Consider the following 15628-nt stretch of genomic DNA (forward strand, 5'->3'; position numbering starts at 1 on the left):
TTAATGTTTGGTGATCACTCTTTATATATTAGTGCTATAAAAAATAATAATTCATTAAGACTAGATTATAAAAAATTAGACAATGAACAAATTGTTGAATCAAATCAATCTGTTTTTATTTCAAAAGATGAAATATTACCAAGGGATGCAGTTCATAAAATAAATGCTTCTCAAAATGAAATAAATAGGACTTATATTACTACACTTTTAATGAGTGATGACACAAAATTAGTTAAAAGAAATTTGTCAAAAAGATTAAAAGATTACGCTACTACAAATTTAAATAATGAGTATGATATTGCAATATCAAAAAGTAAATTATTTGAAACAAGACATTATTTTGAAGCAACAGGAATTGATTATATCTATTCTACTTTTCATATTCTAAACTCTTTTATAGAAAAAAATCCATATACAAATTCATTGATAGTACTATTTTTTAATAATAAAGGTTATATTGTAATTTTAAATGCAAAAGGTGAGATTGTTTTTGCTAAAGTTGTAACTTTTACGACATTTGAAAGTGTAAAAAATAGTAAATTTTATGATAATGATGTAATAGGTCAAAAACTATTTGATGAATTACATTTTTTTGAAGTTACTGATACTATAAATACTATTATTAATGAATTTTATGAAACAACAAATGATATTTTTATTGAAGAGATAAGATTTTTATATACTGTAAAACAGTTAAATGAAAAACAAATTGAACAAATTAAAGATGAATTATTAGTAGATGTTTTTTATCATCCAATTTCAATTGATGAAGAATTATTTGAACTAGTAAAAGATAAAAGACAACATAAAAGTTTTATTATTGCTAGAAAGAAAAAAAGTAAAAATAGAACAAAAGTTTTACTTACATTTTTATCAATTGTAATCATAGGATTAGTTGCATATTTAACTATTCCATTTCAAGATTTAATAAGTGAAAACAATAATCAAAAGAATCAAACACAAGAGTATGCTAAAAAAACATTTACTCTTCCAAATCATGTTGAAAAAAATTTAATTGTAGAACAACGAGTAAAAGAGTTATTTAATATTATTCCTTTTGATGTTGTTTTAAAAGAGTTAGAGTTAACAAAAGATACTTCTACAATTAGTGCAGATTTTTTAAGTGATGATATATATATAAAAACAATGCAGCCACAACTACTAAAACTTTATAAAACTTCAAAAATAGATTTTGAAGAAAAAAAAGATGTGGTTTATCATGGAATAATTGAAAATAGTGGTGAAAAAATTATTGAACCATCTATGAAAATATATAAAGAAACATATATTACTGATGAATTTATTCCTATTATTAGAGTGACAGAACAGTTAGAAACATTACTACCAAAAAATGCAAAAGTGAATTTTAAATCAAGTTATAAATCAGATGTGATTACATTTAATTATGCAGTAAGTTTTGTGGTTAAAGATCCAAAAGAGTTTTTCCACTTAATTGATGTATTAAATAATGAATTATATTCAATTCATATCTCATATCCAATAACTTTTACTAATACAGATGCTGGAATACAAATCGATTTTATATTACAATTTCATCAACCAAAGTAGTTTAATTATAAAGTAGGATAAAAAGAGTTTTACTCTTTTATCCTTTAATTTTACCAAACTTTTATTTCGTTATAAATTGAATCTCTTTCAACTGGAGTAAATCCAGAGTTTTTAATATAATCTACAAATTGTTCTACTTGTACACCATGGGCACTTTTGGCACCTGCTGCACTTTGAATCGATTCTTTTTCAATAGTACCATCTAAGTCATTTGCACCAAATTCTTGTGCAACTAATGCTAGTTTTACAGTTGATGTTGCCCAATATGCTTTTATATTAGGAATGTTATCAAGTAAAATTCTTGCAATTGCATATGTTTTTAGGATTTCTTGACCTGTAAGTGCTTCTTTTACTTTTAAGTAGTTATTTTGTGTTTGAAAAACAAGTGGAATAAATGCATTAAACCCACCAGTTTCATCTTGTAATTTTCTTAGTCTTAACATATGATCGATTCTATTTTCTCTTGATTCTATATGTCCAAAAAGCATTGTTGCGTTACTTTTTTTTCCACTTTTATGCCATAATCTATGAATATCAAGCCACTCTTGTGAAGTCACTTTACCTCCACAGATTCTTTTTCTAACTTTTTCATCAAAAATTTCAGCACCTCCACCTGGCATTGAATCAACACCATGTTCTAACATCATTTTTATTATCTCTTCATGGGATAAATTGTATTCAGTTGCTAAAAAATGTATTTCTGCAGCTGTTAATGCTTTTATATGAATTGATGGATAATTTTGTTTTATTTTTTTAAAAATATCTAAGTACCATTGTAATCCAGTATTTGGATTGTGTGCTGATACTATATGAACTTCTTTTATACCATTTTTTGATGAGCTCTCAACTACATCTAATATTTGTTCATGTGTCATTGTATATTGGTGTGGATTTTTTCTACTCGCACTATAAGCACAGAATTGACAAACATCTTTACAAATATTTGTTGGATTTATATGTCTATTAATATTAAAATACGTTTTTTTGCCATGCATGTTCTCTCTTATTTTATTTGCTTGTTCTGCAAGTTCAAATAATTCTAAATCATACAATTTTACTGCATCTTCTAATTCTAATCTTTCATTATTTCTAAGTTTTTCTAATACGCTCATTTTTACTCACTTTTCTTACAATCAAAATCATCATAATATTTTCCTTCTGCATCTTTATGCACAAATCCAATACATTCTTCATTTGTTTGTTTATTATCAAATACTACTTTATATAAAGTACCTCTTTTATTTGTTTTTCTGTTTTCAACATTCATTTTATTAATGACTTGAATACTTCCCGTATTTTTATAACCTAAAGAGTTTAAAATCTCTTTCATTTTCATATCTTTTAAGTATGTAGTTCCTGCATATAATATTGCTACAATAACTATTAAAATAGCTATTATAATCTTAGATTTTTTTGGTATTTTTCTTACTTGGCTTTCATTAGACATTTTTATTTTCCATATTCAGACTCTTCTAATAGTTTAAATTTTTCCTCTTTTTGATCATAAAATTGTATAGTACCATCTTCTAGTTTATAATACCATCCATGAATTTTTAAAGTTCCATTATCAATTCTTCTTTTTACATCTGGATAAGTTAATAGATTTTTTAGTTGAAATGTTACAGAAATTTTTTCTGTAAGTCTGTAAAGACTATTTTTATCATTAGGGTCTTTAATTAAACTAAGAGTTTTTTCTTTTGCCTTAGCCCCAAGTTCTAGCCATTTTTTCACATGAACAACTTTTTGCTCTTCAAGTGGAATATCAATATATAAGCTTTGGCAAGCTCCACAGTGTGAGTGACCACAAACTATAATATGTTTTACATTTAGCACTGATACTGCATATTCAATTGCAGCTGCACTTCCATGATAATCTTCATCACATTTAAAAGGTGGAACAAAATTACCCACATTTCTCAATATGAACATATCTCCTGGATTTATATCAAGCATTATATCTGGTGTTACTCTGCTATCAGAACATCCAATAAAAAGTACTTCAGGTTTTTGACCTTCTTTTACTAACTTTTGAACATTTTCTTTCATATCTGGAAACTTAGTTTCTCTAAATCTTTTGTTACCTTCTATTAATTCTTTCACTTCTACTCACTTAATTTATTTACAATAATTTTGCTATCTTTTTTAGATAAAACTGTGATTTTTTTCATGTTGTCTTCATCTTCTCTTCTTGATTCTTTAGTTTGAACAATATAATCAAGTTTATTACACGATACTAATGTAGTAAAATTTGAAAGTTTAATTATTTCACATTTTTTTGGTTTAATAATGTTCTCATTTGCGTATGACATAAGAGCAAAAATTGCTAATATTAATATTTTTTTCATCTTTTTTCCTTTAGAAATTTACAAACTGATATTAAATCTTTTGTATCAATATCAACTTTTGCAATTAGTCTTATAATTGCACTTTTTACTGTTGGTTGTCTAATTGCCCCAACTAAAAAGCCTTTTTGTTTTAACTCTTCTTGAATTTCAACTACTTTTTTATTATCATTAATTTCAATTGGGATGATTAAACTATTTGAGTTTATATCTAAAATATCTTTTACTATATTTAAATTTTCAGAAATCTTAGATTTTATAAGCTTTTGATTAGCTAATATATATTTTAAAGATTGTAATGCAAGACTAATATCAAATAAAGATGGAGCTGTTGTATAAATAATTGCTTTTGCTCTATTTTGTAAATATTCAATAATATGTGAACTAGCTAAAATATATGCGCCATAACTTCCATATGCTTTTCCTAAAGTTCCCATCTTAATGTGATTTTCTTTTGGTTTTATTTTATAATAATCAAATATACCAAGTAGGTTCTCACCTAAAACTCCACTTGAGTGGGCTTCATCTACAATTAAAAGTGCATTTTTCTCATCTGCAAAATTAAAAAACTCTTTTTTTGCTAAATCTCCTTGCATTGAGTAAACACCTTCAATAGCAATAATATTTCTTTTTGGACCTGAGAACTCTTTATATTTATTTTTTAAATCTTCAATATTATTATGATCAAATAAAATAACTTGGTTTTTTTCAAGAAGTTTAGTAGCTAAAATTCCACTTGCATGATAATCTGAATCAATGAATAATCTATCGCCTTTTCTAACTAATGCTTCAATCATTGAAAGATTTGCTAAAAAGCCAGAACCAACAGTAATTGCAGCTTCAAATTTATTAGCTTTACATAACATTTGTTCAAACTCTTTGTGAATTGAGTTATAACCATTAACTAGTTGTGATGATTTTGGACCAGTGTAGTTTTCTTTTAATACTCTTTTATATGCATCTTCAAAAAGTTGTTTATTTGTTGTAAGTCCTAAGTAGTCATTTGAAGCTAAATCTACAAGAGATTCATCGAAAATTTCCCGTGTTCTAAGTCTGTTTGATTTTTTTATAGAATTTAATTCTTTAGAGTACAAAGCATCTCCTAAAATTTTAATATTATATTTAAATATATATAAATATTTGGTAAATTTTTTGATGCTACTATTATGCTATTTTAGGTAGTTATAATTTCTACGTACTTAATCAGTACTCCTTCACATTAGAAAGTAACTAGAGAAATCTAGTTACTTTCTTTATTACTAATCTTAACTTTACACTCTTTACTTTTATTTGATATAATCAATTATGTTTAATAAAGGAAGAGGTAATGATAAATAAAATTAAAAACTATTTTGGACATGGGAAAGATCATTTTTTTACTGTAATTTTGAAAGGTTTATTTTGGTTGGCACCAATTATTGCAATTACCTTAATTATACTTTGGATTTATAATAATATAAATGCTCTTACAAAAACAATGTTTGAGCTTATTGGAATAAATCCACTTCATCATCCATTTTTATGGACTATTTTTGGAGTACTTATTCTTGCACTTGTTGCTTATATTGTAGGTATATTTGTTGAAACAAGATTAGGAGATTTTATTCAAAAACTCTATTCTAAAATTCCAGGGTATAAAACAATTAAAGAGTTAGTAAATATTTTTAATACTTCAAAATCAGGAGAGAAAAAAGTTTTGGTTGTTTTAATCAAAGGTTTTACAACTGAGGGATTTAATATTGGGCTTATGTACTCTACAAGACAAAGTATTGTTAAAGATCACTATACAGTAACCTTGTCAATGACTCCAATTCCAAATGGTGGATTTATGTTTGAAGTACCAAAAGATAAGATTTTTGTAATACAAGAGGCTACATTTGATAGTAATTTACAATATTTACTTTCAATGGGAGTAAAATCTTTAGCAGACATTTTAAATGTAGAACCAAGGGAACTTGATAAATTTCCTTCATTAGAAGAGTATCTTAAAAAGTAATATTTTCAAGGTGTTCAATATCATCATTTATTACTATAATTGCATCTATACAATAAGCTTCATCCAAATTATTAATTTGTAAATAATAATCAATACTTCTTTTTAATTTGGAAAGTTTAGTTTTTGTAATATTATTTATAGCTGTTTCATAATCATTTGCTGATTTCACTTCTAAAAAATGATAAATATTATTTATTTTTGCAATAATATCTATCTCCCCTAATTTTTTAGCATAAAAGTTTCTTTCTATAATTTTATATTTTTTTGATTCTAAATATAAAACTGCTTTATTTTCTGCTAAATCACCTTTTTGTTTACTCACAATAGCAGCCTTTAAATATCAACCACCACCTACAAATTGTAATAGTTCTAATTTATCTTTATTATTTGGTATAAATCTATCCCAATTTTCTTTTTTTATAATCTCCATATTAACAGCTGCTGCCATAACTTTATCTTCAATTTTTAAAGATTGCATAATTTTTGTTAATGTAAGATTTTCTGCAAACTCTTTTGTTTCACCATTAATAATTAATTGCATTTATCACCCCTTTATTAAAATAGTAAAATTTTAGCTAATTATTCTTTAGTATAACTCAAATAAGATTTGTAAAAAATTGTTTAATTTGGTCTTTCAACCATATATCCTACACCTCTTACATTTATAATAAAATCTTCTTTTAAAACTTTTTTTACTCTATTTACTTCTGCTCTAATTGTAGCAATATCTACATTATCATCTTCATATGCATAAGTTCTAAACATATCATAATTTACTACTAAGCTTCTATTTTTAGCTAATAGCGAGATAATTAGAAGTTGTCTTTTTGGTAAAATATGTGGTTCATTATTGAAATAAAGTGTTGTTGTTTCTAAATCAAAACTATAATTTCTTGATAATCTTTTATGTTGAAGTGGAACAACTTTATTTTGTAAAAGTCTATTGATTCTTAGATGTAACTCTTTTAGATGAAATGGTTTTTTTAAATAATCATAGCAACCCATATCAAAAGCTTTTGATATATCTTCAATATCTATTAATGCAGAGATGAATATTGTAGGTATTACTTTTTTATTTTTATTTAATTCCTCAAGAATAGCTAAACCATTTACTTTTGGTACATTTATATCTAAAATCAGTAAATCAAATTTATTATCTTCTAATATATCTAAGCATGTTTTCCCATCTCTTGTTGATATTATTGCATGGTTAACTGATTCTAAATATTGTTTGATGGCATTATTTAACATAATATCATCTTCAAGAAGTAGTATTTTCACTTGCACCTCCTTTAAAAGTGTATGTAAAGCAAGTTGAATCTTCATTTGAGATCACTTTTATTTCGACATTTTCTTCTTGACAAACTCTTTTTACTAAGTTTAATCCAAGTCCAAACCCTTCTTGAGTTTTCTCTTCTCTATAATACTCTTCAAAAATCTTTTTAGGGTCTTGAATAATTGAAGAATGACTTGATATATTAAAAATATAATCTGAGTTTGTTTTTTTTAAATCGATATAAATATCTTCTTTTTCTCTAGTATATTTAATAGCATTTGTTAAATTATTATCTATTATTCTTTGTAGTTTTGTTTCATTAAAAAATATAGGCATATTAGTACAATTTGATGTAAAAATAAAGTTTGATTGTGCTTGTGAGGCAACTTGTGAAAAAAAATCAACTCTACTTCTTATATAATCAACTAAATCTATTTTTATTTTGTTATAAAATAGCTGATCTTTTTTTATTAAAAAACTTAAATCATCATATATAGAATATATATTTTTCATAGCAACTTCAATATTTGAAATATAACTATTTTTCCCATATTTCATCTCATATAATTCAATATTACTCATAATAACAGATAGGGGAGTATTTGTTTCATGAACAACATATCTTAAAAATTGTTTTTGTGAAGCAAGTAATCTATTTGAATATTTCTTTTGAGTATTTAATTTTAGTGTTTGTAAATCATGATCAATAGCAGATTGTTCAATTAAATGTGTTAAAGCTTTTATTGTTCGTGCATAATCACTATTTGTACTTTTTTTTGCATCTTCTAAATATATATGTTTAGGTGTTTGTTCATATTCACTTAAAGCAATAATAGTTAAAGATTGATTTAGTAATTCATTGTGCCCTTGATTATGAAAAAATTCTGCATATGTAAAAAATCCACTAGTTGGTGCTATATTATTAAAAGGTTCAATCTCTGCATTAATCAAATTTTGCATATATCTTCTTCTTGCCATACATGAATAAAGAAAGAAACTTTCAGGTTTTAATTTATCAAGTGCTTTTTTTATCTGCTTAACTGGATCTTGCATTATTGTTTCAGCATTACCAAATCCTATTTTTACAATATCACCTTTTTTAAAGTTACCTGTAAAACTAAGTGTTCCATCATTATGCTTTTTTATAACTGCTCTTGCTGTTTTTAAAGATTTATTTTTTATGATTAATGGGAATTCAATTCCTGTTGAAGGCAACTCTTTAGCTACTTCTTCTCCTAAATATTTAGCATAAAATTTACTTGGGTTCATTTTTGAAATACTAAAAACTCTATTATCTTTTACTTCATCAATAGTATGCTCAATTCCAATTGGTACCCAGTTAAACCTATAATCATTAAATACTTTTAAAATATCAGATTCAAGTGATACTGCAACTGCACCATATTTAAAAATTTTATTTTGGCAAGATATATAGGTTTGTTTAAATTTACCATTATCTGCTGCCATTCCTCCACATATAATTGTATTTTTATTTACAAAATCAATTCCTTTTAAAAAATCCTCTCCATTTGTTTTTATCCCATCAGTGAAAACAATTAGAAGTTTAGTTTTTTGTTTGATTAAATTTTGTGCAATTATTTTTCCATTTTCAAAGGAATTTTCATTTTCAATATATGTTGAATTTATTGTAGTATTTTTAAAAATACTAATTGATATAACTGTATTTAATGTAGTTACACTCTCTTCATATATTTCACCATCTGTTGTTGTTCCAATACAAATGGATTGAGGTAGTTCTTGTATTAATATATTTGAAATAAAAGATAGTTTATCTTTTGATTCTCCACAAAATATTTGAATTAGAATATTTTTTTCATTTTTAAATAGGTTAAAGTCAATAATTTTATTAATATCTTGATTATCAATACTATAATTGTATGTTTTCATAGCAAGATTTTAGCATAAAAAAGACAAAAGTAGTAAAAAAAAATAAATATTTGTATATAAAATACCCAAAAAATAGGCTTTTAAACTCCGCTATTTTCATGCTATTTTATTGCTAAATTCACGCTATTTTTCTCTTGTAGAATTCTTAGTATAAATTAAAATAAAAAAGGATATTAAAATGATACATTCAAGACCTACATTTAAGAAACAATATGAAAATTTTATCGGGGGAGAATGGGTAGCCCCAAAAAGTGGTGAATATTTTGAAAACCTTTCACCTGTTGATGGTGAACTTTTAACAAGAATTCCAAGATCAAATGAAGAAGATGTAAATCTTGCAGTTGCAGCAGCAAAAAAAGCATTTGAATCTTATAAACATACTTCTGTTATTGAAAAAAGTACAATGTTAAATAAAGTTGCAGATGCAATTGAAGCAAATTTAGAAGCACTTGCAGTTGCTGAGACTTTAGATAATGGTAAAACTGTAAGAGAAACATTGAATGCAGATTTACCGTTGGTTGTTGATCACTTTAGATATTTTGCTTCAGTAATTAGAGGTGAAGCAGGAACAGTTGCTGATTTAGATGAAAATACAGTATCTCAAGAAATAAAAGAACCATATGGGGTGGTTGCTCAAATTATTCCTTGGAATTTCCCATTATTAATGGCAGCTTGGAAATTAGCTCCTGCATTGGCAGCTGGAAATTGTATTGTATTAAAACCAGCAAGTGCTACTCCAATGTCAATTTTACTTTTAATGGAAGCAATTCAAGATGTATTACCAAAAGGTGCAATTAATATTATTAATGGTGCAGGTGGGAAAATTGGTAAAGCATTATCAACTCATCCAGATGTTAAAAAAGTTGCGTTTACTGGTGAAACTACAACTGGTCAATTAATTATGCAATATGCAACTGAAAATATTATTCCATCTACTTTAGAATTAGGTGGTAAATCTCCTAATATCTTCTTTGAATCAATTATGGATGAAGATGATGATTTCTTTGATAAAGCAATTGAAGGTTTAGTTTTATTTGCATTTAATAGTGGTGAGGTTTGTACTTGTCCTTCTAGAGCACTTATTCAAGAATCAATTTATGAACCATTCATGAAAAGAGTATTAGAAAGAGTAGAAAAAATTACTCAAGATAATCCACTTGATGAAACAAATATGATGGGTGCACAAGCTTCAGTTAATCAAAAAGAGAAAATTTTAGAATATATTAAAATTGGTAAAGAAGAGGGTGCTGAGTGTTTAATTGGTGGTGAACAATATGAAAGTAAAGCATTCCCTAAAGGAAACTATATTAAACCAACAATCTTTAAAGGAAATAATAAAATGAGAATTTTCCAAGAAGAGATTTTTGGACCTGTTCTTGCTGTTACTACATTTAAAGATGAAGCAGAAGCTATTGAAATTGCCAATGATACAGTTTATGGTTTAGGTTCTGGAGTTTGGTCAAGAGATGCTCATCAATTACATAAAGTAAGTAGAGCAATTGAAGCTGGTAGAGTTTGGGTAAATTGTTACCATATTTATCCTTCTCATGCATCATTTGGTGGATATAAAAAATCTGGTATTGGTAGAGAAACTCATATGATGATGTTAAATGCATATAGACAAAATAAAAATATTTTAACTTCATATGACAAAAAAGCTTTAGGATTCTTTTAATAGATAATCATATTAGGCAAAAAGAGTATCTTTTTGCCTAAGTTAAAAAGGATATGCTATGGATATAAATAGAGTAAAAGTAACACCCAAAGCAAAAGAAGTTGTAGAAATGCTAAAACAAAAGCATGGTGAACTTGTATTTAATCAAAGTGGTGGATGTTGTGATGGAACAGCACCTATGTGTTATGAAAAAGGCGATTTTTATGTACCTAGTAGAAATGTAAAATTAGGTGAAATTTGTGGATGTGAATTTTTTATAGACAAAGATCAATTTGAGTATTTTAGACATTCTCAAATTATAATTGATGTAAAAGAGGAAAAATCTGCATTTGGAAACTCTTTTTCTTTAGAAATAGATTATGGTTATCAGTTTTTAACAAAATCAAGAATTTTTACTGATGAAGAATACAAAGAAATAGAAAAACTTGAATCTTAAAATACTACTTTTTAACAAGTAGTATCTTAAATCTATCTCCCATTCCTGTTGGTTCTAACAACATTTTTATTTTTTGCGTCTCTTTTAAATAAGTAGTTTCATCACTATTATTTCTTAAAATTTCAAGTAAATCAATAATTCCAAAATTAATAAGTGCATTGGCTTGTGTATTAAAAGTAACTTCACAATTATTTTGTTTAAATAAATCTATTAAATAGTTAAAGTGAACATCATATGTAATATCACTATTTTTATATAATTTTTCAAGATTTAAATTCTTTTCAAAAATTGGAGTTGTTTCATGATCTTTATATATTCTACATGAAAAATCATTTCTTGGATCTTTATCCCCGTAATCAAAAGTTAAAAAGTAAAAATTATCAATATTTCTTGTAAGAGTTTTTATAAAATCATTATATTCAAGACAAATTTCACCTTTTGTTATTTTGTACTTTTCACAATGTTCTTTTATATTTTCATTTTCAATTTTATCAAAAAAAATAGAGTTTTTTTCAACATAAGCTTGTAAAAGTTCATCATCTTTTTTATAGATTAAATCACATGCAAAAGCATCAAATATTTCATTTGCTAAAATAAAAGCATTTGAAGATTTTACTTCTTTAATATCATTATAATGAGTTAATTTTATCGCATCACCAAATGATTCATATAAGTAATCTTTTTGTTTTTTTTGTAGATTTCCAAATCGCTCAACTATTGCAAAATTTAGAGTATTTAAAAGCTCAGGTTTTAAAGTATAAATAAATTGAATAATATCTGCAAGTAAATATCCATGATGAGCACCAATTTCGATTATAGTAGAATTCTTTGGTAACTCTTTTTTATCTATTAGTTTTACAATCTTACTTGCTATTGCTCCACCAAAAAATTTACTTACTGAAACAGAAGTGAAAAAATCACCCTGCTTACCTATTTGTTTATAATTTGAATAATATCCATCTTTATCGTATAACCAAGATGACATATATTTTGAAAAAGTTATTTTTGTATTCATACAATAATTTTATCTAAAAGTTGTTAAATTACTATTTTTTACAAGCATCAATTATATCTTGTTGATTTGGATATAAATAAATTTCAACTCTTCTGTTTATTGCCATATCTTTTTTTGTTTTATTTGCAACTATTGGTTTATTATATGAGCAACCTTTTGAATAAATAAGATTTTCTATTCCACTGTTATAAATTCTATGTCCCACATTTTTTGCTCTTTGTTCTGATAGCTTTTGATTGTATTCATAACTACCTCTACTATCTGTGAATCCTACAACTTGTACAATTGTATTGGGATATTTTCTTAAAACTTTTGTTATTTTGTCTAATTTTAAAGAAGCCTCTTGCGTAGGAATAGATGAGTTAGTTTTAAACATCATTTTATCTCTTAGCATTATTTTTACGTATTTATCTGTATTTGATATTACTAAATCATTATCTGGATTTGATAAAGCCTCTTTTTTATTATCTACTTTTGTATCTAACTCTTTTGCAATCTGTTTTGCTTGAGTATCTACAGAATAACCAATTGCACTACCAATTCCAGCACCTAAAACAGCACCTACTGCTGCATTTTGTTTTTTATGTTTGCCATTTGCTAATAGTCCAATTAAAACACCTAAAAAAGCACCCATTACTGCACCTTGTTTGGTACTTGCATATTCATCTTTTTTATTTGTTGATAAATCTTCATTTTTTTGTGCACATCCTGAAAAAAGAAGTGAACTTGTTAATAGTATTGTTGATATTAGTTTTATTTTTCTTGTTTTCATTATTCTTTCCTTCTTGAAAAAATTATATCATTTATATATGAATAAATAGTAAATGTAACTATTTTGTAGATGAATTTAGATATAATATCGAAGATTAATAAATATTAAAAGGAGAAGCCCATGACAAAAAGAACAAAAATTTTAGCAACTGTAGGGCCAGCTAGTGATAGTATTGAGATGATTGAAGGGCTTATAAAAGCTGGTGCAAACATGTTTAGATTAAATTTTTCTCATGGTGACCATGAATATCATTTACAAACATTAAAAAATATTAGAACTGCTATGAAAAATCTAGATACTACAGTTGGAATTTTGCAAGACATTTCTGGACCAAAAGTTAGAATTGGTGATATTAAAGAACCTTTTGAACTTCATAGAGGGGATGTTATTACTTTTTTAAAAGAACAAATTTTAGGATATAAAGAAAGCAATAAAAGTTATGTAGTATCAATAAATTATCCTGAACTTTTAGACAAAGTAAAAGAGGGTGAATATATCTATTTATATGATGGAACAATTAGAGCAAAAGTTATTGAAACTGGAATTGAAATTAAAGCAAAAGTTGAAAACCATGGAATATTAAACTCTAGAAAAGGAGTTAATTTCCCAAATACAATAATTGATATCGATGTAATTACAAAAAAAGATGAAAAAGATATAAAATGGGGAGTAGAGAATAAAGTTGATTATTTCGCTATTTCTTTTGTCCAAAATAGAAAAGATATGCAACATGCAAGAAAACTTTTAGGAGATTATAAAGGTAAATTAATTGCAAAAATTGAGAAATTTGATGCAGTTGAAAATATTGATGATATTCTAGAAGAGAGTGATGGATTAATGGTTGCAAGGGGTGATTTAGGTATTGAAGTTCCTTATTATGAAGTACCAACAATTCAAAAAAGATTGATTAAAAAAGCAAATATGGCTTGTAAACCAGTTATTACAGCAACTCAAATGCTTTTATCAATGACTCAAAATGAAAGAGCTACAAGAGCAGAAATTTCAGATGTTGCAAATGCAGTTTTAGATGGAACTGATGTTGTAATGTTAAGTGAAGAGAGTGCAGTTGGTGAAGATCCTATAAATGTAGTTGATACAATGAGTAATATTATTCATAAAACTGAAGAGATTTATCAATTTGCAAAACATGATAAATTTGAGTATCTTGATCAATTTGATGTTATTCAATCAACAGTTACAAAACTAGCTGATGATATAAATGCAAAAGGTATTCTAGCTTTAACAAGTTCTGGACAATCTGCTATTAGAATGTCAAGATATAGACCACATACAAAACTTTTTACTTTTACTCATAAGAAAAAAGTGTTAAATTCTTTGACTGCTGTTTGGGGAATTTATCCAATAGGAACAATAAAAGAGTCTCAAACAACTAAAATGTTTCAAAAGATGTTAAAAGCATTAGAAGCAAGAGATTTACTAGATAAAGAAGGACCATATGTTGCAACTGTTGGTTATCCAGTAGGAATACCAGGAAGTACAAATACAATTAAAATCTTAACAAAAAGTGAAATAGATTATTATTTAAATCTACCAGCAAATAAGAAGAATTAATCTTCTTATTTGTTTTCTTTACATATTTATCAAACTATTTAAAATTTCAAAAGTTATATTTTATTAAGATATTATAACTATACTATAAAATTTTACAATTCTACTGTAAATATAATAAAACTTTAAATCCATTTTTACTATTATATGAAAAAATAATTGGAAAAATTATGGGAAATGAATATAAGGTAATAGAATCAGGATTTATAAAATGTGCGTGTGGAGGTAAAGTAACTTTAACTTCTAGTGCAAAAGTAGAACGAATAGCAGGAAAAAAACCTTTATACTTAAAAGATATAATAGGTGCACCAGTAGATTGTCCAAGAAGTAAAAACCCGTGTACAAAAGTAGCTTCAATATCAACAGCTGGAACAGAAACAAATGTAAAATCAACTTCAAATCATTTTTTATTAAGAACAGATGGATTTAAAACAGATAAAGGAAGAGCTGTAATTTTAGTAGATCCAGGACAATATACTTCTAAGATTTCTGCTCCTCCTTCTCTCTTTCCTGAAGATATTATTTCTGAAGAACCTACGCAAGAAGCAATTAAAGAAGCAGAAGAAAAAAAAGAAAAAGAAAAATACAAATTATATTTGATAAGAAAAACAAAAGATAATAAAAATATAGATATATATAAACCTTTAAGAGCTACAAGAGTTTTTCTAAAAACAAAAAATTTTTTCTCAGTAGATAAAGATATAAATCCAAGAATAAAAGATAGGATATATTCGCAGTTAGCCTCATATATATATGTAAAAACAAAAAAGTCTATTGATGAATATAAAATTGTATCAAGAGGAACTCTTTGTTCTGAAAATTTAAATGAAATATTTTATAAAGATGAACAAAATATTCTTAAAAAATATATAGCTTTAGAAGATGATGATGAAGTAGAAATTATTTATTCAAATATAAAACTTAGAAAAGTACAATCAAAAAGAGCTAATGATTTTAAAAAATTTAAAGCGATTAAGTTAAATCCTAAAACCCTTGACTCTACAAAAGAAAAAGCCTTTTATATCAAAGATGTATAAAGTTTAGCATTAAGTGAAATTACAAAGCAAGAT

General features: G+C 25.8%; 17 protein-coding genes. 6 read left to right on the top strand and 11 right to left on the bottom strand.

Translation table 11 applies throughout. From position 1 onward, the window contains the following. Window positions 1-3 precede the first annotated feature (3 nt). A complete protein-coding gene (locus CRU93_RS02715) occupies window positions 4-1569 on the top strand; it encodes a hypothetical protein (RefSeq protein WP_129102647.1) in 1566 nt (521 codons plus the stop codon). Between the two features lie 50 nt (window positions 1570-1619). On the opposite strand, the gene mqnE is transcribed toward CRU93_RS02715, so the two are convergent. From mqnE to CRU93_RS02740, 5 genes are read right to left on the bottom strand one after another with little or no spacing between them, the layout of a single operon-like run. Next, the gene (gene mqnE / locus CRU93_RS02720; RefSeq protein WP_129102648.1) at window positions 1620-2681 is read right to left on the bottom strand and encodes an aminofutalosine synthase MqnE; all 1062 of its coding nucleotides are present in this window, start codon (window positions 2679-2681) and stop codon (window positions 1620-1622) included. A 2-nt stretch (window positions 2682-2683) separates the two neighbouring features. Then, entirely contained in the window at window positions 2684-3016 is a 333-nt protein-coding gene (locus tag CRU93_RS02725) for a hypothetical protein (RefSeq protein ID WP_129102649.1), read from the bottom strand. A 2-nt stretch (window positions 3017-3018) separates the two neighbouring features. Beyond that, on the bottom strand, window positions 3019-3615 hold the full coding sequence (locus CRU93_RS02730) for a carbonic anhydrase (RefSeq protein WP_129102709.1): 597 nt from the start codon (window positions 3613-3615) through the stop codon (window positions 3019-3021). 56 nt (window positions 3616-3671) lie between these two features. Then, window positions 3672-3914: a hypothetical protein gene (locus tag CRU93_RS02735; protein WP_129102650.1), complete on the bottom strand. Its 243-nt coding sequence runs from the start codon at window positions 3912-3914 to the stop codon at window positions 3672-3674. Then, on the bottom strand, window positions 3911-5005 hold the full coding sequence (locus CRU93_RS02740; RefSeq protein WP_129102651.1) for a pyridoxal phosphate-dependent aminotransferase family protein: 1095 nt from the start codon (window positions 5003-5005) through the stop codon (window positions 3911-3913). The genes CRU93_RS02735 and CRU93_RS02740 overlap by 4 nt, the downstream gene beginning before the upstream one ends. Window positions 5006-5238: 233 nt before the next feature. Here CRU93_RS02740 and CRU93_RS02745 point away from each other — a divergent pair, with 233 nt between their 5' ends. Then, window positions 5239-5907 carry a DUF502 domain-containing protein gene (locus CRU93_RS02745; RefSeq protein ID WP_129102652.1) on the top strand — a complete coding sequence of 223 codons (669 nt, stop codon included), beginning with the start codon at window positions 5239-5241 and terminating at the stop codon, window positions 5905-5907. Here CRU93_RS02745 and CRU93_RS02750 read toward each other — a convergent pair. The 4 genes from CRU93_RS02750 to CRU93_RS02765 form a co-directional block, all read right to left on the bottom strand. Beyond that, window positions 5897-6229 (bottom strand): YraN family protein, encoded by a 333-nt coding sequence (locus CRU93_RS02750; RefSeq protein WP_129102653.1) that lies wholly within the window; start codon window positions 6227-6229, stop codon window positions 5897-5899. The two genes, CRU93_RS02745 and CRU93_RS02750, sit on opposite strands and share 11 nt — an antisense overlap. An 18-nt stretch (window positions 6230-6247) precedes the next feature. Continuing rightward, entirely contained in the window at window positions 6248-6448 is a 201-nt protein-coding gene (gene thiS / locus CRU93_RS02755) for a sulfur carrier protein ThiS (RefSeq protein WP_129102654.1), read from the bottom strand. Window positions 6449-6528: 80 nt separating this feature from the next. Further along, entirely contained in the window at window positions 6529-7188 is a 660-nt protein-coding gene (locus tag CRU93_RS02760) for a response regulator transcription factor (protein WP_129102655.1), read from the bottom strand. Next, window positions 7169-9091, bottom strand: coding sequence for an FIST N-terminal domain-containing protein (locus CRU93_RS02765; RefSeq protein ID WP_129102656.1), 1923 nt, complete (start codon window positions 9089-9091; stop codon window positions 7169-7171). Before CRU93_RS02765 ends, CRU93_RS02760 begins: the two co-directional genes overlap by 20 nt. Window positions 9092-9269: 178 nt before the next feature. Here CRU93_RS02765 and CRU93_RS02770 point away from each other — a divergent pair, with 178 nt between their 5' ends. Next, entirely contained in the window at window positions 9270-10766 is a 1497-nt protein-coding gene (locus CRU93_RS02770; protein WP_129102657.1) for an aldehyde dehydrogenase family protein, read from the top strand. A gap of 58 nt (window positions 10767-10824) precedes the next feature. Further along, entirely contained in the window at window positions 10825-11202 is a 378-nt protein-coding gene (locus CRU93_RS02775) for a DUF779 domain-containing protein (RefSeq protein WP_129102658.1), read from the top strand. Between the two features lie 4 nt (window positions 11203-11206). On the opposite strand, the gene CRU93_RS02780 is transcribed toward CRU93_RS02775, so the two are convergent. Further along, window positions 11207-12217, bottom strand: coding sequence for an SAM-dependent methyltransferase (locus tag CRU93_RS02780; protein ID WP_258238811.1), 1011 nt, complete (start codon window positions 12215-12217; stop codon window positions 11207-11209). A gap of 31 nt (window positions 12218-12248) precedes the next feature. Further along, entirely contained in the window at window positions 12249-12989 is a 741-nt protein-coding gene (locus CRU93_RS02785; RefSeq protein WP_129102659.1) for an OmpA family protein, read from the bottom strand. 120 nt (window positions 12990-13109) lie between these two features. Between CRU93_RS02785 and pyk the strand changes: the two genes are divergently transcribed. Together pyk and CRU93_RS02795 are read left to right on the top strand one after the other, a co-directional pair. After that, window positions 13110-14561: a pyruvate kinase gene (gene pyk, locus CRU93_RS02790; RefSeq protein WP_129102660.1), complete on the top strand. Its 1452-nt coding sequence runs from the start codon at window positions 13110-13112 to the stop codon at window positions 14559-14561. Between the two features lie 167 nt (window positions 14562-14728). Further along, window positions 14729-15595 carry a hypothetical protein gene (locus CRU93_RS02795; RefSeq protein ID WP_129102661.1) on the top strand — a complete coding sequence of 289 codons (867 nt, stop codon included), beginning with the start codon at window positions 14729-14731 and terminating at the stop codon, window positions 15593-15595. Window positions 15596-15628 lie beyond the last annotated feature (33 nt).

Origin of the sequence: Arcobacter sp. CECT 8985 (assembly GCF_004116495.1) — a bacterium.
Taxonomy (GTDB): domain Bacteria; phylum Campylobacterota; class Campylobacteria; order Campylobacterales; family Arcobacteraceae; genus Malaciobacter.

Excerpts from the sequence above, each read along its gene's own strand:
- CRU93_RS02715 (WP_129102647.1), top strand. The coding sequence starts at position 4 with ATGTTTGGTGATCACTCTTTATATATTAGTGCTATAAAAAATAATAAT.
- mqnE (WP_129102648.1), bottom strand. The coding sequence starts at position 2,681 with ATGAGCGTATTAGAAAAACTTAGAAATAATGAAAGATTAGAATTAGAA.
- CRU93_RS02725 (WP_129102649.1), bottom strand. The coding sequence starts at position 3,016 with ATGTCTAATGAAAGCCAAGTAAGAAAAATACCAAAAAAATCTAAGATT.
- CRU93_RS02730 (WP_129102709.1), bottom strand. The coding sequence starts at position 3,615 with ATGAAAGAAAATGTTCAAAAGTTAGTAAAAGAAGGTCAAAAACCTGAA.
- CRU93_RS02735 (WP_129102650.1), bottom strand. The coding sequence starts at position 3,914 with ATGAAAAAAATATTAATATTAGCAATTTTTGCTCTTATGTCATACGCA.
- CRU93_RS02745 (WP_129102652.1), top strand. The coding sequence starts at position 5,239 with ATGATAAATAAAATTAAAAACTATTTTGGACATGGGAAAGATCATTTT.
- thiS (WP_129102654.1), bottom strand. The coding sequence starts at position 6,448 with ATGCAATTAATTATTAATGGTGAAACAAAAGAGTTTGCAGAAAATCTT.
- CRU93_RS02765 (WP_129102656.1), bottom strand. The coding sequence starts at position 9,091 with ATGAAAACATACAATTATAGTATTGATAATCAAGATATTAATAAAATT.
- CRU93_RS02770 (WP_129102657.1), top strand. The coding sequence starts at position 9,270 with ATGATACATTCAAGACCTACATTTAAGAAACAATATGAAAATTTTATC.
- CRU93_RS02775 (WP_129102658.1), top strand. The coding sequence starts at position 10,825 with ATGGATATAAATAGAGTAAAAGTAACACCCAAAGCAAAAGAAGTTGTA.
- CRU93_RS02780 (WP_258238811.1), bottom strand. The coding sequence starts at position 12,217 with ATGAATACAAAAATAACTTTTTCAAAATATATGTCATCTTGGTTATAC.
- CRU93_RS02785 (WP_129102659.1), bottom strand. The coding sequence starts at position 12,989 with ATGAAAACAAGAAAAATAAAACTAATATCAACAATACTATTAACAAGT.
- pyk (WP_129102660.1), top strand. The coding sequence starts at position 13,110 with ATGACAAAAAGAACAAAAATTTTAGCAACTGTAGGGCCAGCTAGTGAT.
- CRU93_RS02795 (WP_129102661.1), top strand. The coding sequence starts at position 14,729 with ATGGGAAATGAATATAAGGTAATAGAATCAGGATTTATAAAATGTGCG.